The 25204-nt window shown below is 72.6% G+C and carries 22 protein-coding genes and 1 pseudogene; 10 read left to right on the plus strand and 13 right to left on the minus strand.

Annotated elements, in window-relative coordinates:
• Positions 1-59: 59 nt before the first annotated feature.
• Together ACIQU3_RS04820 and ACIQU3_RS04825 are read right to left on the minus strand one after the other, a co-directional pair.
• Complete coding sequence (locus ACIQU3_RS04820; protein ID WP_403727605.1) at positions 60-1307, minus strand: ROK family protein; 1248 nt, start codon at positions 1305-1307, stop codon at positions 60-62.
• Positions 1304-2029 carry an alpha-ketoglutarate-dependent dioxygenase AlkB family protein gene (locus tag ACIQU3_RS04825; RefSeq protein ID WP_403727603.1) on the minus strand — a complete coding sequence of 242 codons (726 nt, stop codon included), beginning with the start codon at positions 2027-2029 and terminating at the stop codon, positions 1304-1306. The genes ACIQU3_RS04820 and ACIQU3_RS04825 overlap by 4 nt, the downstream gene beginning before the upstream one ends.
• Before the next feature lie 67 nt (positions 2030-2096).
• Here ACIQU3_RS04825 and ACIQU3_RS04830 point away from each other — a divergent pair, with 67 nt between their 5' ends.
• Positions 2097-3227, plus strand: coding sequence for a methyltransferase (locus ACIQU3_RS04830; protein WP_403923352.1), 1131 nt, complete (start codon positions 2097-2099; stop codon positions 3225-3227).
• On the opposite strand, the gene ACIQU3_RS04835 is transcribed toward ACIQU3_RS04830, so the two are convergent.
• Positions 3217-4077, minus strand: a complete 861-nt coding sequence (locus ACIQU3_RS04835; RefSeq protein ID WP_403923354.1) for a ketose-bisphosphate aldolase — start codon at positions 4075-4077, stop codon at positions 3217-3219. The genes ACIQU3_RS04830 and ACIQU3_RS04835 overlap by 11 nt on opposite strands.
• Before the next feature lie 13 nt (positions 4078-4090).
• Positions 4091-4972 (minus strand): SIS domain-containing protein, encoded by an 882-nt coding sequence (locus ACIQU3_RS04840; RefSeq protein ID WP_403727597.1) that lies wholly within the window; start codon positions 4970-4972, stop codon positions 4091-4093.
• Between the two features lie 134 nt (positions 4973-5106).
• On the opposite strand from ACIQU3_RS04840, the gene ACIQU3_RS04845 reads away from it, so the two are divergent.
• A complete protein-coding gene (locus tag ACIQU3_RS04845; RefSeq protein WP_403727593.1) occupies positions 5107-5886 on the plus strand; it encodes a DeoR/GlpR family DNA-binding transcription regulator in 780 nt (259 codons plus the stop codon).
• A gap of 143 nt (positions 5887-6029) precedes the next feature.
• Entirely contained in the window at positions 6030-7838 is a 1809-nt protein-coding gene (locus tag ACIQU3_RS04850) for a glycoside hydrolase family 15 protein (protein WP_403923559.1), read from the plus strand.
• Between the two features lie 3 nt (positions 7839-7841).
• Here the strand turns inward: ACIQU3_RS04850 and ACIQU3_RS04855 are convergent, their stop codons facing one another.
• Entirely contained in the window at positions 7842-8801 is a 960-nt protein-coding gene (locus ACIQU3_RS04855) for a hypothetical protein (protein ID WP_403923356.1), read from the minus strand.
• Positions 8802-9000: 199 nt separating this feature from the next.
• On the opposite strand from ACIQU3_RS04855, the gene ACIQU3_RS04860 reads away from it, so the two are divergent.
• The 3 genes from ACIQU3_RS04860 to ACIQU3_RS04870 all read left to right on the plus strand — a co-directional run bounded on the left by ACIQU3_RS04860 (position 9001) and on the right by ACIQU3_RS04870 (position 12408).
• Positions 9001-9213: a heavy-metal-associated domain-containing protein gene (locus ACIQU3_RS04860; RefSeq protein ID WP_403727589.1), complete on the plus strand. Its 213-nt coding sequence runs from the start codon at positions 9001-9003 to the stop codon at positions 9211-9213.
• A gap of 3 nt (positions 9214-9216) precedes the next feature.
• Positions 9217-11466 (plus strand): heavy metal translocating P-type ATPase, encoded by a 2250-nt coding sequence (locus tag ACIQU3_RS04865; protein WP_403923358.1) that lies wholly within the window; start codon positions 9217-9219, stop codon positions 11464-11466.
• 237 nt (positions 11467-11703) lie between these two features.
• Positions 11704-12408, plus strand: a complete 705-nt coding sequence (locus ACIQU3_RS04870) for a phosphatase PAP2 family protein (protein ID WP_403727583.1) — start codon at positions 11704-11706, stop codon at positions 12406-12408.
• A gap of 388 nt (positions 12409-12796) precedes the next feature.
• Here ACIQU3_RS04870 and ACIQU3_RS04875 read toward each other — a convergent pair whose 3' ends face one another.
• The 7 genes from ACIQU3_RS04875 to ACIQU3_RS04905 all read right to left on the minus strand — a co-directional run bounded on the left by ACIQU3_RS04875 (position 12797) and on the right by ACIQU3_RS04905 (position 19377).
• On the minus strand, positions 12797-13405 hold the full coding sequence (locus ACIQU3_RS04875) for a hypothetical protein (protein ID WP_403727581.1): 609 nt from the start codon (positions 13403-13405) through the stop codon (positions 12797-12799).
• A 5-nt stretch (positions 13406-13410) separates the two neighbouring features.
• Positions 13411-14271 carry a carbohydrate ABC transporter permease gene (locus ACIQU3_RS04880; protein WP_403727578.1) on the minus strand — a complete coding sequence of 287 codons (861 nt, stop codon included), beginning with the start codon at positions 14269-14271 and terminating at the stop codon, positions 13411-13413.
• Entirely contained in the window at positions 14268-15206 is a 939-nt protein-coding gene (locus ACIQU3_RS04885) for a carbohydrate ABC transporter permease (RefSeq protein ID WP_403727576.1), read from the minus strand. The genes ACIQU3_RS04880 and ACIQU3_RS04885 overlap by 4 nt, the downstream gene beginning before the upstream one ends.
• Entirely contained in the window at positions 15203-16486 is a 1284-nt protein-coding gene (locus tag ACIQU3_RS04890) for an ABC transporter substrate-binding protein (RefSeq protein ID WP_403923360.1), read from the minus strand. Before ACIQU3_RS04890 ends, ACIQU3_RS04885 begins: the two co-directional genes overlap by 4 nt.
• Positions 16487-16574: 88 nt before the next feature.
• On the minus strand, positions 16575-17339 hold the full coding sequence (locus ACIQU3_RS04895) for a cupin (protein WP_403923362.1): 765 nt from the start codon (positions 17337-17339) through the stop codon (positions 16575-16577).
• The gene (locus tag ACIQU3_RS04900; RefSeq protein WP_403727569.1) at positions 17333-18256 is read right to left on the minus strand and encodes a PmoA family protein; all 924 of its coding nucleotides are present in this window, start codon (positions 18254-18256) and stop codon (positions 17333-17335) included. Before ACIQU3_RS04900 ends, ACIQU3_RS04895 begins: the two co-directional genes overlap by 7 nt.
• The gene (locus tag ACIQU3_RS04905) at positions 18253-19377 is read right to left on the minus strand and encodes a Gfo/Idh/MocA family protein (protein WP_403923364.1); all 1125 of its coding nucleotides are present in this window, start codon (positions 19375-19377) and stop codon (positions 18253-18255) included. Before ACIQU3_RS04905 ends, ACIQU3_RS04900 begins: the two co-directional genes overlap by 4 nt.
• An 899-nt stretch (positions 19378-20276) precedes the next feature.
• Here ACIQU3_RS04905 and ACIQU3_RS04910 point away from each other — a divergent pair.
• Positions 20277-20645: pseudogene (locus ACIQU3_RS04910) on the plus strand (hypothetical protein); the annotation flags it as partial.
• A 40-nt stretch (positions 20646-20685) separates the two neighbouring features.
• Here ACIQU3_RS04910 and ACIQU3_RS04915 read toward each other — a convergent pair.
• A complete protein-coding gene (locus tag ACIQU3_RS04915) occupies positions 20686-22956 on the minus strand; it encodes an MMPL family transporter (RefSeq protein ID WP_403923366.1) in 2271 nt (756 codons plus the stop codon).
• Positions 22957-23131: 175 nt separating this feature from the next.
• Here ACIQU3_RS04915 and ACIQU3_RS04920 point away from each other — a divergent pair, with 175 nt between their 5' ends.
• Genes ACIQU3_RS04920 through ACIQU3_RS04930 form a run of 3 tightly spaced genes read left to right on the plus strand, consistent with a single transcriptional unit; the run spans position 23132 to position 25197 of the window.
• Complete coding sequence (locus ACIQU3_RS04920; RefSeq protein ID WP_403923368.1) at positions 23132-24304, plus strand: sensor histidine kinase; 1173 nt, start codon at positions 23132-23134, stop codon at positions 24302-24304.
• Positions 24279-24941 (plus strand): response regulator transcription factor, encoded by a 663-nt coding sequence (locus ACIQU3_RS04925; RefSeq protein WP_093906458.1) that lies wholly within the window; start codon positions 24279-24281, stop codon positions 24939-24941. The genes ACIQU3_RS04920 and ACIQU3_RS04925 overlap by 26 nt, the downstream gene beginning before the upstream one ends.
• Before the next feature lie 22 nt (positions 24942-24963).
• Positions 24964-25197, plus strand: a complete 234-nt coding sequence (locus ACIQU3_RS04930) for a hypothetical protein (RefSeq protein WP_403923370.1) — start codon at positions 24964-24966, stop codon at positions 25195-25197.
• The last annotated feature ends 7 nt before the right edge of the window (positions 25198-25204 follow it).

Raw genomic sequence — 25204 nt, forward strand, 5'->3', positions numbered from 1 at the left:
GACGCGGACAAGCCTGATACCGGTGGTGCCGGTCTCGCGCAGCGGGGCCCGAGGGCCGCTCACGCCATCGGGGCGAGCGCCCCCAGCGGGTCGTCCAGCACCGGCTGCCAGGCCAGTTCCGCGGCGCCGACCAGGCTGTTGTGGTCGAGGCTGCAGGGCAGGATGGGGACGCTGCCGCTCTGGCCCCACAGGCTGCGGTCGGCAACGACCGCGCGCAGGCGGCCGGGGTCGGCGTCGAGGAGCGTGCGGTGCAGGCCGCCGAGGATGATGCGGTCCGGGTTGAGGATGTTGACCAGACCCGCGAGACCGAGACCGAGGCGGTCGATGAGTGCCTCGGTGGCGGTGCGGACGCCCGGGTCGTCGTAGTGGTGGCGGATCAGGTCGATGGACTGCTGGAGGAGGGACACCTCGGGGCCCGGTTCGCGTCCGGCCTCCGTGAGGAAGGCGAGCGGGTCGGTCTCCACGTCGAGGCAGCCGCGGCTGCCACAGTGGCAGGGGCGCCCCTCGGGGTGCACGGTGAGGTGCCCGACCTCCAGGGCCAGGCCCGAACTGCCCCGGTGCAGGCGGCCGTCGAGGACGAGCGCGCCGCCGACTCCGCGGTGGCCGGTGGCGACGCACAGCAGGTCGCGGGCGCCCCGGCCGGCGCCGTGCCGGTGCTCGGCGAGCGCGGCGAGGTTGACGTCGTTCGCGGCGAACGCGGGCCCGTCGATGCCGGCCGCGCGCACCTGCTCGGCGAAGATGTCCCGCACGGGCGCGCCCGCGGGCCAGGCCAGGTGCAGCGGGTTGAGTGCCAGTCCCTCGGGTTCGGCGACGGCGGACGGCACGGCGAGGCCCGCGCCCACGCACCGCAGCCCTGTCGTGCGCAGCAGTTCGGCGCCGGCGGTGACGACCGAGGCCAGCACCTTGGCGGGGTCGGCGTCGACGATCTCGCAGCCGGGCGCGGTGGCGACGATCCGGCCGCCGAGTCCGACCAGTGCCGCCCGGAACCCGTCGGCGTGCACCTGCGCGGCCAGCGCGACGGGCCCGTCGTCGGCGACGGCCAGTTTGTGGGAGGGCCTGCCCTGCGAGCCGGCGGCCGCGGCGGGCCGGGCGTCGACCCGGATGAGCCCGAGTGCCTCCAGTTCGACGGCGACCGCGCCGGCGGTCGCCCGTGTCACCCCGAGTTCGGCGGTGAGCACGGCCCTGGTGGGGGCTCGTCCGGTGTGCACGAGTTCCAGTGCGGGTCCGAGGGCTGCGCGCCCCCGGTCCAGCCGTGCCCTCGAAGTGCTCCCGTTCCCCGCCTGCCGGGGGCCCGCCTTCCCGCTCATGAGGGCGAGTCTCCCATGATCCGCCGGGTGGGGGGCCGAGCGTGCCCGCCGGGCGCCGCCGGGTCGCCGGGCGGCGGGGACGTCAGGCCGCTGACCCGGAGCGTGATGTTGAGCCGGCCGGTCAGCCCCAGCGCGTGCGGTGCCGTGCCCGCGTGGACGCGGGGCACCCCGTGGTAGGCGAAGCGGGAGGGGCCGCCGAAGACGAACAGGTCACCGCTGCGCAGCTCGACGTCGGTGTAGGGCCGGGTGCGTGTCGCGGTGTTGCCGAAGCGGAACACGCAGGTGTCGCCGAGGCTGAGCGACACCACCGGCGCGTCGGACTTCTCGTCGCTGTCGCGGTGCATGCCCATGCGGGCGTCGGCGTCGTAGAAGTTGATCAGCGCGACGTCGTAGTCCGGTGGGGATCCGCCGAGGGTGTCGCCGACGGCCCGGCGGCCGAGTTCGCCCAGCCACGGCGGGAACGGTTTGACGGGGGTGCCGTCGCCGTCGGCGACCGTGCGGGCGTAGGCGTAGGGGTACCAGTGCCAGCCGAGGCAGACCTGCCGGGCGGTCATGGTGCCGCCGCCGGGGGTGCGGACCGTGCGCAGGCCTGCGGGCGGCCGGGCCCACGCGCGGCAGGCGTCGAGCAGCGCCGACTGGCGTTCCGCGTCGAGCCAGCCGGGCACGTGCACGGCGCCGGGCGCGACCTGCGTACGGGCCCTCGGGAACAGCTCGCCGTCCATGTCTCCATGGTGCCCGACACTCCCTGAGCTGCGGCTCGGCTAGCCTGGTCGCACGATGGACAACCGTATGACGACGCCGTGGGGCGAGCCGGCGCTGACCCGTTTCCCCGAGGACCCGCGCGACCGGCTGCGCGCCTGGGACGCCTCCGACGAGTACCTGCTGAGGTACCTGGCCGAGCAGCGGGTGCCACTGGACGGCACGGTCGTGGTGCTCGGGGACCGCTGGGGGGCGCTGGTCACGGCGCTCGCGGCGCACCGTCCGGTGCAGATCACCGACTCCCACCTCGCGCAGGAGGCGACCCGCGCCAACCTCGCCCGGGCCGGGGCCGAGGCGGGCACGGTGCGGCTGCTGACCACGCAGGACCCGCCGCCCGAACGGATCGACGTGCTGCTGGTGCGGGTGCCGAAGAGCCTGGCGCTGCTGGAGGACCAGTTGCTGCGGCTGGCGCCGGCCGTGCACGCGGGGACGGTGGTCGTCGGTACGGGCATGGTGAAGGAGATCCACACCTCGACGCTGCGGTTGTTCGAGCGGATCCTCGGTCCGACCCGCACCTCCCTCGCCGAGAAGAAGGCCCGGTTGATCTTCTGCACGCCGGACCCCGCCCTGGAACGGCCCGCCAACCCGTGGCCGTACGTGTACACGCTGCCGGACGGCATCGGCCCCGCCGCGCACGGCACCGTCGTCAACCACGCCGGGGTGTTCTGCGCGGACCGGCTGGACATCGGGACGCGGTTCTTCCTCCGGCACCTGCCCGAGGGGCGGGGTCGCCGGGTGGTGGATCTGGGGTGCGGCAACGGCGTGGTGGGTACGTCGGTGGCGCTGGCCGACCCGGGCGCCGAGGTGGTGTTCGTGGACGAGTCGTTCCAGGCGGTGGCCTCGGCGGAGGCGACGTACCGGGCGAACGGCGTGCCGGGGCAGGCGGAGTTCCGGGTCGGGGACGGGCTGGCGGGTGTGCCGTCCGGCAGTGTCGACCTGGTCCTGAACAACCCACCGTTCCACTCCCACCAGGCGACGACGGACGCGACGGCCTGGCGGATGTTCACCGGGGCGCGCCGGGCGTTGCGGCCCGGCGGGGAGCTGTGGGTGGTCGGCAACCGGCACCTGGGCTACCACGTCAAGCTGCGCAAGCTGTTCGGCAACAGCCGGCTCGTGGCGAGCGACCCGAAGTTCGTGGTGCTGAAGGCCGTCAAGAGGTAGGAACGCGGAGGGCCTTCAGGGTCCTCGCCACCGTCTGTGTCATCGCCTCCCGCGCGAGGGTCAGATAACCGCGCGGATCGACCGCGTCGGGCCGCTCGGCGAGGTACTCCCGCACGGCTCCCGTCAGTGCGATGTTGAGGGCCGTACCGATGTTGACCTTGGTGATGCCGCCCGCCACGGCCGCGGTGAGTTCGTCGTCCGGGACACCGGAGGAGCCGTGCAGGACGAGCGGGACGTCCAACGCGGCCGAGAGGCGGGCGAGCAGGTCGTGGTCGAGGACGGCGGTGCGGGTGGTCATGGCGTGGGAGCTGCCGACGGCGACGGCGAGGGCGTCCACACCCGATGCGGCGACGAACGCCCGCGCCTCGTCGGGGTCGGTGCGGGCGCCGGGGGCGTGCGCGTCCAGCGGCGGCCTGCCGTTCTTGCCGCCGATCTGCCCCAGCTCCGCCTCGATCCACAGGCCTTGCGCGTGCGCCCGGTCGACCGCCGCCCGGGTCGCGGTGAGGTTCTGCGCGTAGGGCAGCCGGGCCGCGTCGTACATCACGGAGCTGAATCCGGCGTCCGCGGCCTGGTGGAGCAGGGTGTCGCTCCGCACATGGTCGAGGTGCAACGCGACGGGTACGGCGGCGCGTTCGGCAGCGGTGACGGCCGCGCGGGCGAGCGGGAGGAGCTGCCCGCCGCGGAACTTCACCGCGTTCTCGCTGACTTGCAGCACGACGGGGGCGCCCACCGACTCGGCGCCCGCGACGACGGCCTCGACGTGCTCCAGCGTGATGACGTTGAAGGAGGCGACGGCCGAACCCGCCGCGGCGGCCCGGGTGACGAGGTCGCCTGTGGTGGTGAGGGACACGGGGTCTCCAGGGTCAGGGCGTGAGGATCACCGAACGGGTGAGGTGGCGGGGGCTGTCGGGGTCCAGCCCGCGGGACGCGGCCACGGCGACCGCGAGGCGCTGGACGCGGATCAGTTCGGCGAGCGGGTCGAGCCGCCCCGCGACCCACAGCGCGCCCGTGGCGCGTACCTCGTCGGCGAGGCCGTCCGGCGCGTCGCCGAGCATCCAGGTCGCCGTGCCCGTGGTGCTGACGCTGATCGGGCCGTGCCGGTACTCCATCGCGGGATAGGCCTCCGTCCAGGCCAGCGCGGCCTCGCGCATCTTCAGCCCGGCCTCGTTCGCCAGCCCGACGGTCCAGCCGCGCCCCAGGAAGGTGAACTGCCCGCATTCCACCAGCCCTTCGGGCAGCGGCTCCGAAAGGGCGGTGCGCGCGTCGGCGACGGTGGTTCCCGGGTGCAGTCCGAGGTGGGCACGGAGCAGGGTGAGGGTGGTCGTCGCGAACCGGGTCTGGACGACGGAGCGTTCGTCCGCGAAGTCCAGGACGACGATGTCGTCGGCGGCCGTCATCACGGGCGTGTCCGGGTCGCCGGTGACCGCGGTGGTGCGGGTGCCGCCCTTCAACCGGACCAGCAGGTCCAGGACTTCCGTCGTGGTGCCGGAGCGGGTGAGCGCGAGGACCCGGTCGTAGCGGCGGCCGTGGGGGAACTCCGACGCGGCGAACGCGTCGGTCTCGCCCTGTCCCGCGCTCTCGCGCAGGGCCGCGGCGGCCTGTGCCATGAAGTACGAGGTGCCGCAGCCGACGATCGCGACCCGCTCCCCCGGAGCCGGCAGGGCCTTCGTGTGCCGGTCCGCTTCCGACGCGGCGCGTTCCCAGCACTCGGGTTGGCTCGTCAGTTCGTCCTCGACATGCGTCATCCCGCACCCTCCGCTCCACTGCCCCACCGGCATGCTTGTTCCTGCAAGATATAGCCACCTTTCGAGCATCATCAAGCATTCGATTCAGGATGGGGTGCGTTAGGGTCGCCGGAGATCGAGACGTGGAGGTGCGGATGTCGCGCGACGCCCGCTGGAAGGCGCTGCTGGAACTGCTCGTGGAGCGCGGCCGGCTGGACGTCGAGGACGCCGCGGCCGAGCTCGGGGTGTCGGCGGCGACGATCCGCCGTGACTTCGACGGGCTCGCCGAGCAGCAGATGCTGGTGCGCACCCGGGGTGGCGCGGTCGTGCACGGGGTGTCGTACGAGCTGCCGCTGCGCTACAAGACGGCCCGGCACGCCTCCGAGAAGCAGCGCATCGCCACGGCGGTGGCGGATCTGGTGGCGCCGGGCGAGGCGGTCGGGCTGACCGGGGGGACCACCACGACCGAGGTGGCGCGGGCCCTGGCCGTGCGGGGGGACCTGGTGTCCGGGTCGCCGGCGCTGACCGTGGTGACGAACGCGCTCAACATCGCCAACGAGCTGGTCGTGCGGCCCCAGTTCAAGATCGTGCTGACCGGCGGGGTGGCGCGGGCCCAGTCGTACGAGCTGGTCGGGCCGCTCGCGGACGGGGTGCTCGGGCAGATCACGGTCGATGTGGCGGTGCTCGGTGTCGTCGCCTTCGACGTGACGCACGGCGCTGCGGCGCACGACGAGGCGGAGGCGGCGGTCAACCGGCTGCTGTGCGAGCGGGCGGAGCGGGTGGTGGTCGCCGCCGACTCCAGCAAGCTCGGGCAGCGGGCGTTCGCCCGGATCTGCGCGGCCGAGGCGGTGAACACCCTGGTCACGGACACGGCGGCCGACACGGAGACGGTGCGGCGCTTCGAGGAGGCCGGGGTGCGGGTCGTCACGGTGTGAGAGCAGCGATCTGAGGGCGGTGGTCCGGCGGCGGCCAGGACGCGGCAATCCTGCGGCGCGGCCTTCCCCCGGCGGTTCTAGGCTGGGGCTGAGGCGCCTACCGGCAGGAGGCCGTCATGGGCGAAGGCGCGCAGGACCGGGGCATGCCGGGGGGACGGCACTATGTGCCGATCGCCGAGCACGGGCTGATCGGCGATCTGCGCAGTGTGGCGCTGGTGGGCACCGACGGCACCATCGACTGGTACTGCTGCCCGGCCTTCGACGCGCCGAGCGTGTTCGCCTCGATCCTGGACGTGGAGCGCGGCGGTTGCTTCGCACTGGCGGCGTCGGCGCCGGCACGGACCAAGCAGTTCTACTTCCCCGACACCAATGTGCTGATCACCCGGTTCTTCACCGAGGACGGTGTCGGCGAGGTGCAGGACTTCATGCCGGTCGGCGGCGGGCCGGCCGAGGCCGAGCGGCACCGGCTGATCCGGCGGGTGGTGTGTGTGCGCGGCTCGATCCCGTTCCGTACGCGGGTGGCGCCCCGCTTCGACTACGGTTCCCTGCCGCACACCGTCCGGCTCTCCGGCGACACCGCGGTGTTCGAGGCCGAGGGGCTGGCGCTGGCGCTGACCGCGACCGTGCCGCTGGAGGCCGACGGCCCGGACGTGCGGAGCGACTTCAAGCTGTCCGAGGGCGAGACGGCGGTGTTCGCGCTGGACAAGGTCGGCGGCGACGTGACGCCCCGCCGTTGTGCGCGCACGGAGGCCGAGGAGCAGTTCGCGGCGACGGTGGCGTACTGGCGGCACTGGTTGTCGGCGTCCCGGTACAAGGGCCGCTGGCGGGAGATGGTCCACCGCTCGGCGCTGACGCTGAAGCTGCTCACGTACGCGCCCACCGGGGCGATCGTGGCGGCGCCGACGACGAGCCTGCCCGAGGAGCTGGGCGGCGAGCGCAACTGGGACTACCGGTACGTGTGGGTGCGCGACGCGGCGTTCTGCGTCTACGCCCTGCTGCGGCTGGGCTTCACCGGCGAGGCCGAGGCGTTCATGGACTTCGTGACCCGGCACATCAGCCCGGGCGACGGCAAGCCCTCAGGCCCGCTGCAGATCATGTACGGCATCGACGGCCGCACCGCGCTGCCCGAGCGCACCCTCGGCCATCTGGAGGGCCACCACGGCTCGGCGCCCGTGCGGGTCGGCAACGCGGCGGCCGACCAGCTCCAGCTCGACATCTACGGTGCGCTGATCGACTCGATCTACCTCTACGACAAGTGGGCCAAGCCCATCTCCAGCGGCCACTGGGACGACGTGTGCGCACTGGTGGACTGGGTGTGCGCGCACTGGGACCAGCCCGACGAGGGGATCTGGGAGACGCGGGGCGGGCGCAGGAACTTCCTGTACTCGCGGCTGATGTGCTGGGTGGCGATCGAGCGGGCCATCCGGATGGCCAACCGGCGCGGCCTGCCCGCCGACCTGCCGCGCTGGCGGGAGTGCCGCGACACGATCTACCGGCGGATCATGAGCCGGGGCTGGTCCGAGGAGCGCGGGGCCTTCGTCCAGCACGAGGACGGCGACGTGCTGGACGCGGCGGTGCTGATGATGCCGCTGACGAAGTTCATCGCCCCCACCGATCCGAAGTGGCTGTCGACGCTGGACGTGCTCACCGAGGAGCTGGTGTCCGACTCGCTGGTCTACCGCTACGACCCACGCTCCAGCCCCGACGGGCTGCGGGGCGACGAGGGCACGTTCTCCATCTGCTCGTTCTGGTACGTGGAGGCCATGGTGCACGCGGGCCGGATCGACGAGGCGCGGCTCGCCTTCGAGAAGATGCTGACGTACGCCAACCATCTCGGCCTGTACGCCGAGGAGATCAGCCACACCGGTCAGCAGCAGGGCAACTTCCCGCAGGCGTTCACGCACCTCGCGCTGATCAGTGCGGCATTCAACCTGGACCGGGCGCTGGGCTGACACTCAGTGGCCATGGCCGTCCGCCTCATGCCCCTCGGGGGTGTCCGGCCCGGTGACCGCTCCCCCGGCGTGGACGGTGAACGCCGCCGTACGCACCGTGCCCTCGTGCTTGAAGTCGAGGAACAGGCGGTAGGAGCCGGAGCTGGGGGCCGTTGCCGTGAACGAGATGTCCGGACCGGGGCTGGTCCTGCCGTCGCCGGGTTCGCCGTTCGGGTGAACGTGCAGATAGGCGAGGTCGCCGGAGCGCAGGGCGACCAGGTGGCCGTACGCGCCGAGGTAGGGCTGGAGGTCGGTGACGGGCCTGCCGTCGCGGGAGACCTTGAGCGTCAGCTCGCTCGCCCGGCCCGGGCGCAGGGCGCCGGCCAGTTTCACGTCGTAGCCGCCGGCCCGGGCCGTGGTGCTCGCGGGCGGCAGCCGCCGGGCCTCGTAGGGGCCGGAGGCGGCGAGGTCCGTGCCGAGGGTGAGGTTCCGGGCGTCCTTCTTCGCCGGGGTGAAGTCGGCGAAGACGCGGTAGCCGCCCGCGCGGGGCAGGTCCACGGGTGTGCTCCAGGTGCCGTCGGCGGCACGGGTGGGATGCAGGTGGCGGTAGGTGACCAGGTCGCGTGAGGCCACGATGAGGTGGAGTTCCTTGTCGTGCTCGCGCTGGTAGGCGGTGAGCGCGCGGCCGGCGGCGTCCCGGACGGTGAAGCGCAGGTCGGTCCGCTCGCCCGCGGTGACACGCGGGGTCTGCAGGTCGAGCGTGTAGCCGCCGTCGGAGATCTGCAGTCCACCGGCCGGTGGCGTGTCGTGTCCGGCGTGAGCGCCGCCCTCCTGGGATTCCCGCGCGGGGCGGGTGTGCCCGCCCTCGTGCTGCGGGGGGCTGCCGGCCGCGACGGGGCCGACGCCCTGTCCGACGCCGTAGGCCGCGCCGAAGGTCGCCGCCAGGGCGGCGGCGAAGGTGGTGATCCTGAGTCCGGTGTTCATGGCCGTCGGCTCCTTCGGATACCGGGGTCTCCGCTCGACTGCGGGGCCTCCATGCACTTCACCATACCCCTGGGGGGTACCCAGTCAAGTCATGCGGACGCTTGCATCGCATACCCCTCATGGGTATACATGAACTCGGCGAGGGGATACCCCCGCCCCGTATCTTCACTTCTGTCGGATCACCATGAGGAGGCACCCGATGCCCGCCACCACCTACGCCGTCTCCGGAATGTCCTGCGGCCACTGCAAGGCCACGCTGACCAAGGTCATCGGCGAGCTGGACGGCGTCAGCGGTGTCGAGGTCGACCTCGACACCGGCCGGGTCACCGTCACCGGCGCCGCCGAGCTCGACGACGCCGCGGTCGCGGAGGTCGTCGACGAGGCCGGCTACGAGCTGACCGGGAGGGTCTGAGCCATGAGCACCGGTACGACGACCGGGAGCGACGCCGAGGTGGAACTCGCCATCGGCGGCATGACCTGCGCCTCCTGTGCGGCGCGCATCGAGAAGAAGCTCAACCGCATGGACGGGGTGACCGCCACCGTCAACTACGCGACGGAGAAGGCCAAGGTCAGCTACTCCGGCGAGGTCTCCGTCGGCGGCCTCATCGCCACGGTCGAGGCGACCGGGTACACCGCGCAGGAGCCCGCTCCGCCCGCCGAGCGCGACGACACGAGCGAGGAGGCCGACGAACTGCGGCCGCTGCGCGAGCGGTTGGTCACGGCCGTGCTGCTCGCGGTCCCGGTCGTCGCCATGGCGATGATCCCGGCACTGCAGTTCGAGTACTGGCAGTGGCTGTCGCTCACGCTGGCAGCGCCCGTCGTGACGTACGCGGCGTGGCCCTTCCACAAGGCGGCGTTCACCAACGCGCGGCACGGCGCGGCCACCATGGACACCCTGATCTCGGTGGGCACCACGGCCGCGTTCCTGTGGTCGCTGTGGGCGCTGTTCTTCGGCACCGCGGGCACCCCGGGCATGACGCACCCCTTCGAGCTGACCATCGAGCGCACGGACGGCGCCGGGAACATCTACCTGGAGGCCGCCGCGGGTGTGACCGCCTTCATCCTGGCCGGGCGCTACTTCGAGGCCCGCGCCAAGCGCAAGGCGGGCGCGGCGCTGCGGGCGCTGCTGGAGCTGGGCGCGAAGGACGTCACGGTGCTGCGCGCCGACGGCCGCGAACAGACCGTGCCGGTCACGGAGTTGACGGTCGGCGACCGATTCCTGGTCCGGCCCGGCGAGAAGATCGCGACGGACGGGACGGTCGACGAGGGATCTTCCGCCGTGGACGTCTCGATGCTCACCGGCGAGTCGGTCCCCGTGGAGGTGGGTGCGGGCGACCCGGTGACCGGCGCCACGATCAACGTGGGCGGGCGGCTCGTCGTACGGGCCACGCGGGTCGGTGCCGACACCCAGCTGGCCCGGATGGCCCGGCTGGTGGAGGACGCGCAGAACGGCAAGGCGGCCGCGCAGCGGCTCGCGGACCGGATATCCGCCGTGTTCGTACCGGTGGTGATCGCCCTGGCGCTCGGCACACTGGGTTTCTGGCTGGGCAGCGGCGCCGGGCTGACGGCCGCCTTCACCGCGGCGGTCGCCGTCCTCGTCATCGCCTGCCCCTGCGCCCTGGGTCTGGCGACGCCGACCGCGCTGATGGTCGGCACCGGGCGGGGCGCGCAGCTCGGCATCCTGATCAAGGGCCCGGAGGTCCTGGAGTCCACGCGCCGGGTCGACACCGTCGTCCTCGACAAGACCGGCACCGTCACGACCGGCCGTATGACGCTGCTGGCCGTGCACACCGCCGAGGGCACCGACGAGGCCGAAGTGCTGCGGCTGGCAGGGGCGTTGGAGCACTCCTCCGAGCACCCGATCGCCCGGGCCGTCGCCGACGGGGCGCTGGAGAAGCTGGGCGCGCTGCCCACGCCCGAGGACTTCGCCAACGTGCCGGGGCTGGGCGTGCAGGGAGTTGTCGAGGGGCACGCGGTGCTCGTCGGCCGGGAGCGCCTGCTGGCCGACTGGGCGATACGCCTTCCCGAGGGCCTGGCCCGGTCCCGGGCGGCGGCCGAGGAAGCCGGGCGCACGGTCATCGCCGTGGCGTGGGACGGCGAGGCGCGTGCCGTGCTGGAAGTGGCCGACGCGGTGAAGGACACCAGCGCGGAGGCCGTCGCACGGCTGCGGGCGCTCGGCCTCACGCCGATCCTGCTGACCGGCGACAACGAGGCGGTGGCCCGGTCCGTCGCCCGCGAGGTCGGCATCGAGGAGGTCATCGCCGAGGTGCTCCCGCAGGACAAGGTCGACGTCGTCGAGAGGCTGCAGGCCGAGGGCCGGTCGGTGGCGATGGTCGGCGACGGTGTCAACGACGCGGCCGCCCTCGCCAGGGCCGATCTGGGACTGGCCATGGGCACCGGCACGGACGCCGCGATCGAGGCCGGCGACCTGACCCTGGTCCGGGGTGATCTGCGGGCCGCCGCGGACGCCATCCGGCTCGCCCGCCGCACGCTCGGCACCATCCGCTCGAACCTGTTCTGGGCCTTCGCCTACAACGTGGCGGCGCTGCCGCTGGCCGCGGCCGGTCTGCTCACCCCGATGATCGCCGGGGCGGCGATGGCCTTCTCGTCGGTCTTCGTCGTCGCCAACTCGCTGCGGCTGCGCACGTTCCGGTCTGCCCGCTGAGGCACCGGCGGATCAGGAATGGCGCCAGACCAGCGTGTGGCGCCGGAACAGACGGCGGCGCAGACCCGCCATTCCCCGGGGGACTGCGCGGGGAGTGACCTGCGCCCCGTGTCCCGGCTCACGGGGTGGCCGTCCGCCGTCCGGGCACTCGGGAGGTACCGGCTCGCAGGGGCGCCGAGCGTGCGCCGGGCGTGAGCCGGTACCTTGCTGGGGAAAGGCCACTGCGGGGAGAAGCACATGACCGATCCGACGACCACAGACGCGGACGCCCCCCGTCCGCTCCGGAACACCCGGGACTCCGCGGGTGCACGCGGCCGGCGGCTGCTGGGCGCCGTGTTCGCCGATCTCAGGGCCGTGGACGGTGCCTTGTACGCGGCGGTGGCCGCGACCCCGACCCCGACCCTGGACCGGACGCTGCGCCACCTGTCGCACGCGGCCGACCACTCCAAGATCTCGTTCGGCATCGCCGCAGCGCTGGCTCTGGCCGGCAGGCGCCCGCGCAGGGCCGCCTTCGCGGGCGTCGGCGCGATCGCCGTGGCATCGGCCTCCGCGAACCTGCTCGGCAAGCGCCTGGTACGCCGGGCGCGGCCGGACCGGGAGGCAGCCCGGGTGACCGTGGACCGGCACGTCAAGATGCCGACCTCGGCGTCGTTCCCGTCCGGGCACACGGCGTCGGCGGTCGCGTTCGCCACCGCCGTCGGAGTGGTCCTGCCTCCCGCGGCGGTGCCGCTCGGAGCGCTGGCGAGCGCCGTCGGCTACTCCCGTGTCCACACCGGCGTGCACTACCCGGGCGACGTAGCGGCGGGAGCAGTGCTCGGCATCGCCAGCGCGGCAGCGGCCCTGGCGGCGGCAGCGGCCACGCCCTCGGCGAGGACACAGGCCCTTGTCACGGCGGCCAGCCGGTGGCCACGGATCACCATCGGCGGCCTCGTACGCGGCTGAGCGGGGCGGCGTGCGCGGGGCCGAGCTTGCCGGCTTGCGTGGCTGAGCGGGGTCGGCTCGCGCGGGCGAGCTGGTCGGCTTGCGCGGCTGACCGGGCGGCGGCGCGGGCGAGCCGGGCGGCTCACGCAGCCGGGCTGGTCGGCTCACGCGGCCGGGCTGGTCGGCTTGCGCGGCTGACCGGGCGGCGGCGCGGCCGGGCTGGTCGGCTTGCGCGGCCGGGCTGGTCGGCTCACGCGGCCGAGCCGGTCGGCTCACGCGGCCGGGCTGGTCGGGTTGCGCGGCTGACCGGGCGGCGGCGCGGCCGGGCTGGTCGGCTTGCGCGGCCGAGCCGGTCGGCTTGCGCGGCCGAGCCGGTCGGCTTGAGCTGCTGAGCGGGGTCGGCGTGTCCTCACGGTCCGGCTGTGTGTCCGGGCCGAGGGGTTGCGGAGCGCCGTGCGTCGACGGCGGTGAGTGCCAGGGCCAGCGGGCCGGGGGCGAGGAAGGCCAACGGCACCAGCATCCACGCGCACGACGCCGCCGTGACCACCGCCAGCAGGACCAGGCCGCTGCCGCCCAGGTCCGCCACGGCGTCCCGGCCGGCCCCGCGCACCGCCGCCGGCCAGTCGCTGAGCGACTCGGGGCGTCCGCAGGCGCGCAGTCCGACCACGGCCGCGCCCGTGCCGATCACCACGGCGGCCACCGCGAACAGCGGCGCGCCCGGCAGCCCGGCCCCGGCCAGCGCCAGATCGGCCGCGAGCAGCAGAAGACCCGCCAAGGCGGCTACACCCGCCACCAGGTCACCGGCCTGCAACCGCCGCTGCAGCAGGGCGACGTACCGCCCCGCCGTGACCGGCCGGTCCTCCCCCGCACCGCGCAGCACGGCGCACGCCGTCGACAGTGCCGCCGGGACCGTGACCACGGGCAGGCAGGCCACGGCCGTGGCGAGTCCGACGCTCAGCACGTCGCCGAACAAGGTCATGCGCGGCCCGAACACCTCGCCCGCCTCGCGAGTCGGCATCCTCCTCACCCCTTCAGTCCGGAGCTGGCCATGCCCTCCACCAGGAACCGCTGGAAGGCGAGGAAGAACAGCACGATCGGCAGCAGCGCGATCACCGACAGGGCGAACATCGGGCCGAACGCGGAGGTGCTGGAGGCGTCCACGAAGGAGCGCAGCGCGAGCGTGAGGGTGAACTTGTCCGGGTCGAAGAGGTAGATGAGCTGGGTGAAGAAGTCGTTCCAGGTCCAGATGAACGTGAAGATGGCCGTGGTGATCAGGGCCGGCCGGGTGAGGGGCAGGACGACCTGGAGGAAACTGCGCAACGGCCCGCAGCCGTCGATCCGGGCCGCCTCCTCCAGCTCACGCGGCAGGCCGCGCATGAACTGCACGATGAGGAAGACGAAGAACGCCTCCGTGGCGAGGAACTTCGGCAGGATCAGCGGCCAGTAGGTGTTCACCATGCCGAGCTGGTTGAAGATGATGTACTGCGGGATCAGCACCGCGTGGTGCGGCAGCATGATCGTGGCGATCATGAAGGCGAACAGGGGACCGCGCAGCCGGAACCGCAGCCGCGCGAAGGCGTAGGCGGCGAGCGAGCAGCTGATGACGTTGCCGGCGACCGCGCCGCCCGCGATCAGCAGGGAGTTGCCGAGCAGCCGCCAGATGGAGACGTCGTTGACGCCGTCCAGGGCGGTGGAGTAGTTCGACCACTCCAGGTGCCCGGGCAGCAGGTCGAGGCTGGCTATGACCTCGTCGGCGGGCTTGAGCGAGGTGGCCAGCAGCCAGGCCAGCGGGTACAGCATGACCAGCAGGGCGGCCAGACAGCCCGCGTGCAGGGCGACCCTGCCCCACCTGACAGGCCTGTGGGAAAAAGTCGTTGAGGTCACCGGTCCCCCTCGGAGGCGTAGAAGACCCAGGAGCGCGAGGTGCGGAACAGCACGGCCGTGACGACGCCGATCACGAGGAGCAGCACCCAGGCCATGGCGGAGGCGTAGCCCATGTGGGAGGCGACGAAGCCCCGGTCGTAGAGGTACATGGTGTAGACGAGGGTCGAGTCGGCCGGTCCGCCCTTGCCGGCGCTGACCGCGAAGGCGGGGGTGAAGACCTGGAAGGCCTGGATGGTCTGCAGGACCAGGTTGAAGAACAGCACCGGCGAGAGCATGGGCACGGTGACGGACAGGAACTGCCGCCACTTCCCGGCCCCGTCGACGGCGGCGGCCTCGTACAGCTCGGCGGGGATCTGCTGGAGCCCCGCGAGGAAGATGACCATCGGTGCCCCGAACTGCCATACCGTCAGCAGGGCGACGGCCAGCAGCGCCCAGCCGGGCCTGTTGACCCAGCCGCCGGTGCCGGACAGGTTGTCCACGGGCCCGCCGTCGTTGAAGACCGCCCGCCAGACGAGGGCGACGGACATCGACGCGCCGAGCAGGGACGGTGCGTAGAACGCGGAGCGGTAGAAGCCCTTGCCGCGCTTCATCCCCTTGAGGGCGAGGGCCACGGCGAGGGCGAGGGAGAGTTGCAGGGGCACGGCGACGGCCACATACGTCAGGGTCGTCACCACCGAGCGCCAGTAGCGCGGGTCCTCGGTGAACATCTGCGTGTAGTTGCGCAGGCCGACCCACTTCGGCGGGCTGAACAGGTCGTAGTCGGTGAACGACAGGTACAGCGACACGGCCATCGGCAGCAGCGTCAGGACGATCGCGCCGAGCACCCAGGGCGAGAGGAACACCCAGGCCGCGCCTTCTCGTTCGCGCTTGGGGCGGCACCTGGGAGCGGCGGCGGGGGCGCGCCTCGCCTCCGGGGGGATCGCGGTGGTGGTCATGACCTCAGCTCCGCCCTCGCCTCGGTGATGTAGTTCTCGGCCGCCTCGCGTGGCGACATACGCGCGTAGGACACCTGGTCGTAGTCGCGCTGGAAGGTGCTCTGCAGGGCGTTGTCCCCGGAGGGCGGGGCCTGGGGCGGGTCCTTGAGCCGGCCCTCCAGGGAGGCCTGGAAGTCGGCGATGGTCCTGTCGAAGCCCTCGAGTCCCGGGCCGATGTCGTCGCGGACGGTCTCGTTGACGGGAATGCCGCGGCTCGCGCCGAGGATCTTCGCGGCCTGCCGGTCATTGATCAGGAAGTCGACGAGCTGCGCGGCCTCCTTCGGGTGGCCGGTGTGGGCCGAGACGCCCACGAACATGGACGGCTTGAAGTACTGGCCGGGTGTGCCGTCCTCACCGGACGGCATCGGGGCGAGGGCGACGCCGCCCTCTACGAGGGCGGCGAAGCCGCTGGCCGGGGCGTCCCAGTTGGCGTCGGTGACGGACGTGCCGCGTCCCAGCGGGGTGTTCTCGACGGACCCGTCGAGCTGGGTGGTCTGCTCGGCGGGCGAGACGGCGCCCGCACGGCGCAGCGTGTCGGTGAAGGTCCACCAGCGGGTGAGGTCGTCGGCGGTGAAGCCGAGCCCGCCCTCCTCGGTGTAGAGGGACTTGCCCCGGCCGCGCAGCCAGACCTCGAAGGAGTCCTCGCTCTGGCCGGGATCGGTGGCGCCCGGCTTGCCGGTCTTCTCCGCCAGGGCCCGCATGGTGTCGGCCCACTGGCTCCAGGTCCAGCTCCTGCCGGGCAGGGGGACGCCCGACTTCTTCCAGGTCCGTACGTCGTAGGCGACGGTCTCGGTGCCGCGGCCCTGGGGGATCGCGTACTGGACGTCGTCGACGCGGCCGGTGGCGAGCAGGCCCGGGTCGATCTCGTGGGTGCGCAGGACCCGCTTCTGTCGTCCCAGGTCGAGCAGGACCCCGCCGGAGGCGTACTGGTCGATCTGGCGGTAGTCCAGCTGCATCACGTCCGGGGCGTCCCCGCCGGCGGCCTGGGTGGCGAGCTTCTGCTTGTAGGCGTCGTAGCCGGAGAACGACGTCGACACGTCGATGTCCGGGTGCCGTTCCTCGAACAGGGCGACGGCTCGCTCGGTGCGTTCCGCACGGTCGGGATTGCCCCACCAGGTGTATCGCAGCACCACGGTGCCGCCGCCTGTGGATTCCCCGGATTCTCCGCAGCCGGCCGGCACGGCACACAGTGCCAGTGCGGCGGCCGACGCGCAGAACCTCTTTGTCCTGTGTCCGGGCATGCCGAGGTCGCTCCTCTCGACGGAATTTCGTTGATCCCCCCTCGGATCCCCCCTCAGCCCCCCCCTTGGCCCCCTCAGGCCCCTGCTGTCACTCCCCTTGGTACGGCAGCGTGGAGCCGGGCAGCGCGTACTCGTCGCGCCGGCCGCACATGCCGAAGCCGCCGAGCCGGGTGGGCGCGGCCACACGGGCGGTTGCCTCGCCGAGGTAGGCGGGCTCGCCGGCTGCCAGCGCGTCGAGTTGGGCGCCGGTGCGCTCCGCGGTGGCCAGGGCACCATCCCGCCACAGGGCCCGCCAGGTGGGCACCTTGTCGCGCACGATCCGGACGGCGGCGCGCTGGAATTCCCGGTACGGGCCGTCGTCACCGGCGACGAGGGCTTCGCGCAGGGCGAGGTACCCCTCCACGGCGAGGTCCCTGCGGCGCCGGGCGGCCGCGGCCGTCTCCGGTCCGGTGCCGGGTGGCAGGGTGGCCGCGGCGGCGTACACCTCCGGGTCGGCGAGCACCTCGGGCGGGAAGGTGAACACCGCGTCCCCGGCCTCGGGCAGTCCGCTGTTCTGCATCAGCACGGTGATGCGCAGATCACCGCCCTGCACCATGCGGTGCACGGTGCCCGGCGAGAACCAGGCGATCGCGCCGGCTTCGAGGGGGATGTCGCGGTAGCCGTCGGGGCTCAGGGTCTGCACGGCGCCGCGGCCGCCGGTGACGACGTACGCCTCCGTGCACACCAGGTGCAGATGCGGGCTGCCACCGCAGACGCCGTCGGCGGCCTCCCAGTCGTAGGCACTGAGGTGGGACAGGCCGATCGCGCCGGGCAGCGGGTGCGGAAGACCCGCCGGGCCGGGTCCGCTCACCACGGCAGGCCGTCCAGGTACATGCCGACCCGGTCGCGGTCCCAGGCGCCGTCGGCGACGACGATGCGGTACCGGTAGCCGAAGGACTCGCCCGGGGGCAGCTCGAACTCCTCGAAGAACGCCCAGGAGAAGGCGACCGTCGGGAAGGGCTCGGAGCGGACGAACCAGTGCGACTCGTGGATCGGGGACGTCCCGTCGAGGTTCTCGGGTGCGTGCGCGAAGACCAGCGTGGAGTGGCCGTCGACGTCGTCGTGCTCGGTGGTGAAGGCGATCCAGGGGCCCTGTGTGCCCATCAGTTTGCCCGCGTCGGCGTCGGTGTCCGGGGCGAAGACGCTGCCGCCGGTGAAGTCGCGCGGGCCGCGCCACTGGAGTCCGGTGTAGCCGGCCATGTCACGGCCCGCGGTCGTCGGGGAGCCGAACAGAAGCGGTGCCGAACGGGTGTTGGTGAGGTGGATCGACCAGTCAAGGGCCCAGGAACCGGCCTCCTCGTCCACCGAGTGAACGGCCAGGCCGCGCACCTCGCGCGCCCACTCCTCGCCGCCGTTCTCGATCCAGGTGAGGTTCTCGGTGAAGGCGAGGCGGTCCTCCTCGACGGTGAAGTCCGCGAAGCCGTCGTGCCGCATCGAGCCGACGCGCTCGGGCAGGGGGAGGTAGCCCTGGCCGTGGACGTAGCAGTTGCCGCCCCAGAAGTTCTGGCCCGACAGATGGCTCGCGGTCATCTGCAGGCCCTTGTGCCAGCGGTGGTCGTTCGGGCGGTAGCCGGTGACGGTACGGCCCGAGAGGGTGCGCACCGGGTGGGCGTAGGGCTTGCGGGACTCGAAGGGATCCGGGTCGGGGCGGTAGACGTAGCGGAGGATCTCCGTGCCGCCTGCGGTGACGGCGATGTCCTCGCCGTGCGTGTGGGTGACGCGGATGGTCATGCGCGCTCCTTGGGGGCCCAGTCGGGGTACTCGCCGTGCATGGCCTCGTAGAACGGGTCACCGGGGCCGATCTCCCCCGCGTGCACCGGGCGGCCGGTGAACGCCGCCTTGTACAGGGCGGCGGCGAACTCCAGGGTGGCGCGGGCGTCGCGGCCGCTGCCCGGTGGCCGGGTGCCGGCGTCGTAGGCGTCGAGGAGTGCGCCCAGCTGGGCGGTGTGCGAACTGGGCACGTCGCTCGCGGGGGACCGCCAGGCGGTGGCGCGCTCGGAGGCGACGTGCGGGGCCGGGGTGTAGGCCCAGCTGTCGTTGCTGTGGCCGTACAGGTGGGTGAGTTCGACCGTGGCGTCGGCGCAGTCGATACGGATGCGGCTCACCTCGTCCGGGGAGAGGACGCTGTTGACGACGGTGGCGAGGGCGCCGTTCCCGAAGCGCACCAGGGCGGTGGAGACGTCCTCGCTCTCGGTGTCGTGGACCAGGCGCGCGGCCATGGCGCTGATCTCCTGCCACTCGCCGAGCAGGTGCAGCAGCAGGTCGTACTGGTGGATGCCGTGGCCCATGGTCGGACCCCCGCCCTCGCTGGCCCACTTCCCGCGCCACGGCACCGCGTAGTAGGCCGCGTCCCGGTGCCAGGTGGTCTGGCAGTGTGCCACGAGCGGGGCTCCCAGCTCGCCGCTGGTGATCAGCTCGCGGGCGTGCACGGCGCCGGATCCATAGCGGTGCTGGAACACGACCGACGCGTACCCGCCGGAGGCCTCCTCGGCGGCGGCGATCTCGTCGTACTCGGCGAGCGACAGCGTGAGCGGCTTCTCGCAGAGCACCCAGGCGCCCGCCTTCAGCGCGGCGACGGCCTGGTCGCGGTGCAGGGACGGCGGTGTCCCGATGAGGACCAGGTCGGGCCGTACGGCGTCCAGCATCGCGTCCATCGTGGTGTACCCGGCGACCCGCGCACCGGCCAGCTCGCGGAAGGCGTCGAGGCGCTCCTGGTCGACGTCGACGGCGGCCACCAGTTCCACCCGGCCGGAGTGGGCCCGGAGCGCGGGCAGATGGCTTCCGCTGACGATGGCTCCGGTGCCGACGACGGCCACACGGCGGCGGACGGAAGACCCTGGGGACACGGACATGCGGCGCTCCTCGGACGGCCGGCGGACACACGCTTGGAAAGCGTTTGCACTCGGAAGGGACCCTAGGTGCGAGAGAATGTCTGGACAACCCCCCTGCAACGACCTGCACAAGGTCTGCCCGAGCATTGTCCCAGCTTGGGGCAGAGATGCGGGTTGCCGGCCCCGCCATGGAAACGGCGTTCCCCCGCCTTTCCGCTGAGGCCGGCCCCACCATGAACCGGCTGTCGACCCCAGCGATTGGCCTGCGGGACGCCCCTACCGTTCTGGCGCACCTCCCCCTCTCGGGCAGGCCCCTGCCGCTGCCACCGAGGGGACACGGGCGACAGAAAGGACACCCACGTGTCATCCCGTTCCCCGGAACCCCGGGCAGAGCCGTCCTCGCCCTGACGGCGGCCGCCCTCGCCTGCACGGCACTGCCCGGCCGCGGCGGATTCGGACCCCCACCTCCGCTTTCACCGGCAACACCTCACCGGCCCCCTGCTCCTCAACGGGGGCGGCCCCGGCGGGCCCTCGCTCGGCGATCCGTCGTGGGTGCGCAAGGTGATGAAGGGAGTTGCCGGATGTCATCAGGGCCGCCCTCGACGAGCGGCGGACCTCCTACCTGTGCTCGACTCCCCCCGCCATCGGTGTGTGCTTCTCCCGCTCCAGGTCTGCCGGGCAGGGCAGTCATCGTCTGCCGTCACTGCACCTTGGAGCACCTGGTGTACATCCCCGCCGACGAAGTCCACTCCCCCGCGATCCCGGACTCGCGCTGACGCTCCTTGCGGACCCCTGCGGCCGGAACACTTGCCGACGGCGGTACCGACCGCCGCCAGGGGCTTCCAGTGACGCAGAGAAGATCACGTCGGAGCTGAGCATGCGAAGCCGGGACGAGTTGCATGATGGGGTGTGAGTCGGCCGACGAGGCTCTCGCAGGGCTCGGCCTCACCCGACGGGTGGTGGCGAGCGCGCCCACCGAAGGGGCCGCGTTCGAGTTCGTGCGCGGCTCCGACCTCCTCGTCACAGCCCCCGAATCGACGACACGTTCAGCGGCGACGTTTCTCGGCCTGACCCTGCTCCCGCTGCCGTTCGAACTGCCGTCGGCCGCGGTGTACCTGTCATGGCATCAGCGCTATGACACCGACCCCGCACACGTCTGGCTGCGCGATCTGGCGCGGACCGCGTTGGGATCCTGTGTGGAGCAAGGGCCGAGGATGGACCGATCCATAGGCACGGAGCCCCTTGGCCAGGGGCCGATCGTCGCCGGCACCTCAATCAGTTCCAGGTGACGCCCTGAGGTGCCGGATGCAAGGGCGGGCAGGAGTTGAGTCAGCGGTCAACCAGCCGTGCACGCGGGGCCTCACCCGTGGATTCCGCGTCGGTGTCGTCGCCGCCGACCCGGCCGCGGGGAAGTGTCCGGTCCAGCCACTTCGGCAGCCACCAGTTGGTCCGGCCGAGGAGTGTCATGGTCGCCGGAACCAGCACCATGCGTACGACCGTGGCGTCGATGAAGATCGCGGTGGCCAGGCCGAGCCCGAACATTTTGGTGGAGGGGTCCTCGGCGACGGCGAAGGACAGGAACACCGCCACCATGATGAGGGCTGCCGAGGTGATGATCCGGGCGGTACGCGAGACGCCCTCAACGATCGCCGTGCCGTTGTCGCCGGTGCGCAGGTACTCCTCGCGTACGTGGGAGAGGAGGAACACCTCGTAGTCCATCGACAGGCCGAACAGGATGGCGAAGAGGAACATCGGGATGAACGACACGATCGGAACCGTCGCTTCCAGCCCGATGTGTGCGCCTCCCCAGCCCCACTGGAAGACCGCGACCATGATGCCGTAGGCCGCGCCGATGCTCAGCAGATTCAGCAGTACCGCCTTGAGCGGTACGAGTATCGAGCGGAAGACCAGCATCAGCAGCAGGAACGACATCGCCAGCACGGCGGCGACGAACACCGGCAGGCGTTGGCTGGTGCGTTGACCCACATCGGACAGGCTCGCGGCGGCGCCGCCGACGTGGGCCCTGGCCGGGCCGTGCCCGATCGCCGTGGGCAGCACGTCGGTGCGCAGCCGGGCGATGGTGTCGGCCGTGGCCTTGTCCTGAGGTCCGGTGTTCGGGAACACCACGAGGGTCGCGATGCCGGTGGCCCGATCGATGTGCGTCGGCGCGACGGATGCGATGCCCGGATCCGCCGCGACCGTGGTGACCAGACGGTCCACCACTCCCGGATCGCCGGAGGGGTCCGCGGCGATGACGAGGGGCCCGTTGGTGCCCGGGCCGAACCCCTCGGCGACGAGGTCGTAGGCCCGGCGCTCGGTACGGCTCTGCGGCAGTGAGCCGTCGTCGGGCAGGCCGACACGCAGGCCGAGCACGGGCAGTGTCGCGGTCAGCAGCAGCCCCGCCGCGCCGACCGAGTACGGCACCGGGTGCCTGCTCACGTGCCCGATCCAGCGACGCCACCCGGCGGCGTGGGCGGCGCCTGCCGCCGGGTCCCGCCGCCGCGCGCGTCGGCCCGGCTTCCTGGTCTGCAGAGCCCGGCCGATCCGGCCGGCCCGGGCCAGACGCGGGCCCGCCGCGCCGAGGAAGGCCGGCAGCAGCGTCAGCGACGCGAGCACCATCGTCAGGACGACGATCGAGACGGCGACCCCGCCCACCGTCATGAACGGCACGTGCGCGACCGCCAGGCCGAGGATCGACACGACGACGATGCCGCCGGCGAAGACCACCGGCCGCCCCGCCGTGGCCACCGCTCGTCCGGCCGCCGCCTGCGGATCGAGCCCGCGCGCGAGGTACTCCCGGTGCCTGGCGAGCACGAACAGCGCGTAGTCGATGCCCACTCCGAGCCCGACCATGCTGCCCAGGACCGGTGCGAAGGTGGGGACCTCTGTCACGCCCGCCAGTACCGTCATCGTGGCGACCCCGACGGTCAGCCCGAAGACCGCCATGCCGATCGGCAGCGCGGCGGCGACGAGCGAACCGAACGCCAGGAACAGGATCGCGGCCGCGGCGAGGAGGCCGATCAGCTCGCTCGCGCCGCCGTCGGGGTCGGAGAAGACGTAGAAGAGGTTTCCGCCCATCTCGATGCGCAGCGGCAGCTCTGCGCGCAGCCGGTCGCCGAGATCGACGAGGGCATCGAGATCTTCGGCCGACAGCCGGCTCTGGTCGGGGTACTGCACCCGGACGACCGCGATCCGCCCGTCGGCCGAAACGAGGCCGCCGCGCACGGCGGTGTCCCGGCGTGCGTCGAGTGCCCCCGCCGGGTCGCTCGTGCCGAGCACGTGCGGCAGCCGCTTCACCTCGGCCCGCAGCCGCGTGAGGGCGGTGCGCGCGCCGTCGTCGTCGAAGAACGTCGCACCGCCGTCGAGGGGAGTGACGACCACTTGGGCGGTCATCCCCTCCTGGCCGGTGCCTGCCCGCTCGATCAGTTCCGCGGCCCGTTGGGAGTCCAGTCCCGGAGCGGTCATCGAGTCCGCGGTCCGCCCGCCGAAGGCGAGGGCGGCGAGGACGGCGAGCGTGGCGGCGAACAGCCATGCCGCGATCACCCGCCAGGGATGGCGGGCGGCGCTTGCGCCCAGGCGCAACAGGGCTTTCGAGAGCATCGGGTCCTCCAACCACCTCGTCGGCCGTCCTTGTACGGCCGACGATGCCGAGGCTCGTCGCCACGGCGCTCCGCGGCATCGGCCCGCGGGCCGCGGATCCGTCGGCCCCGGGGCGGAGTGACGACCCATCCTTTCGGCCGATGCGCGGCACGCCGCGGTCCCTAGGCTGAGAACCGTGCTCCGAGACGACCTGCGAACCCTGTGGACCGAACCCCGGCCGCCCGACGCGCCGGCGCGGGTGCGGCGGGACTGGGCGCTGCTCGCCGCGGGCCTTGCCGGTGTGGTGCTGGAGGCCACCCTGCGCGAGGACGTCGTGTGGCGGCCGGTTGCGGTGGTGTTCGCCGTATGGCTTTGCCTGCTGCTCCTGTGGCGCCGTACCCGCCCGCTGGCGATGGTGACGCTGGCGTTCGGCTCGGTGACCCTGCTTCAGGTGGCCTCGCTCGTCGCCGCACAGCGCGAGTCCGTCGGCCTGTACACCGGCGTGGTCGTGCTCGTGCTGGTGTACGCGCTGCCCCGGTGGGGCTCGGGACGCGAGATCGTGCTGGGCGGCGCGGTGATCGTCGCGACCGGCGCGCTGTGTGTCGTCGCGGACGAGACCCCGGTCGTCGAAAAGGTCGTGGGCCTTGTCTTCCTGCTGCTGCCCGGCGTGGTCGGGGCTGCCGTGCGGTTCTGGGTGACCGCTCGCGAGCGGCAGTTGGAGCAGGTACGCTCCCGCGAGCGCGAGCAGCTCGCCCGGGAACTGCACGACACGGTGGCCCACCACGTGTCGGCCATGGTGATCATCGCCCAGGCGGGCGGGGTGCTCGCGGGCACCGATCCGTCCGCCGCCGTCAAGGCGCTGGAGGGGGTCGAGGAGGAAGGGGCGCGCACGCTGGAGGAAATGCGCGCCATGGTCGCCGCGCTGCGCGACCGCGGGGTCGGAGCCGAGGTGGCGCCCCCTGCCGGAGTTGCGGATCTGGAGCGCCTGGCGCGCACCCCGGGTGGTCGCCTCAGGGTCGACCTGGGGCTCGACGGCGAACTGGACGCGCTGTCCCCGGCCGTGGACGCGGCCGTCTACCGGATCGTGCAGGAGTCGGTGACCAACGCGCTGCGCCATGCGGCCGACGCGACCGAGCTCGTCGTCCGGGTCGCCGCGGAACGGCACACGGTACGGGTGAGCGTGCGCGACAACGGCCGACGCACCGGCCGGGGTCGCGACGGATACGGACTTACCGGACTGCGCGAGCGCGCGACCCTGCTCGGCGGCACACTACGAGCCGGCCCGGGTACCGATGGGGGCTGGCATGTCGAAGCCGAACTGCCGAGAGCGAGGAGCGAGAGCGGTGTCCATTCGCGTCCTCGTCGCTGACGACCAGACGATCATCCGCACCGGGTTGCGGATCATGCTGAACGCCCAGCCCGGCATCGAGGTGGTCGGCGAGGCCGCAGACGGGCGGGAAGCGGTACGTCTGGCCCGCGAACTACGCCCCGACGTCTGCCTGTTCGACATCCGCATGCCCGTACTCGACGGGCTCGAGGCCACCCGGCTGGTCGCCGGCCCGGGCGTCGCCGACCCACTGGCCGTGGTCGTCATCACCACGTTCGACCTCGACGAGTACGTCTACGGCTCACTGCGTGCCGGCGCCCGCGGGTTCCTCCTCAAGGACACGGGACCGGACCTTCTGGCACAGGCCGTACGGTCGGCGTCCGACGGGGAGGCGCTCATCGCGCCCAGCGTCACCGTCCGACTGCTCCAGACATTCGCGGACCTGCCCGCCGGCCGGCCCGTGGCCCAGCCGGTGTCCCCCGTCACCGCCCGCGAGGAGCAGGTGCTCCTCGCCGTCGCTCGCGGGCTGACCAACACCGAGATCGCCGATGCACTGCACATCAGCCTCAGCACGGTGAAGACGCATCTGGCCAGCCTGATGGCCAAACTCGGCGCCCGCAACCGGGTCGAGATCGCGATGTGGGCCTACGAAACGCGCCGCATCCTCCCCGGAACCTGAGCAGGGTGCCGGGCCATGTCCCATGCGTCCCTCGGACTTCCGCCTCGTGACGCCGCTGATCCTGCAGGACCAGAACGTCGTGGGGCGCGGTGCCGTCGGGTTCGACCTGGCGAAGTTCGACTCGGGTGCGCCGGAACGGGAACGCGCCCGCGCGAAGGAGTTCGTGCTGCGTGCCACAGCAGCGGCAGCGCCACAGCCCTTGAGCCGCCGCCTCCGTGAAGTCACCTCACACAACACTTACAGTGGCTGCCTGTGATCGGAGG

The organism is Streptomyces sp. NPDC101110, from assembly GCF_044759525.1.
Lineage (GTDB): Bacteria > Actinomycetota > Actinomycetes > Streptomycetales > Streptomycetaceae > Streptomyces.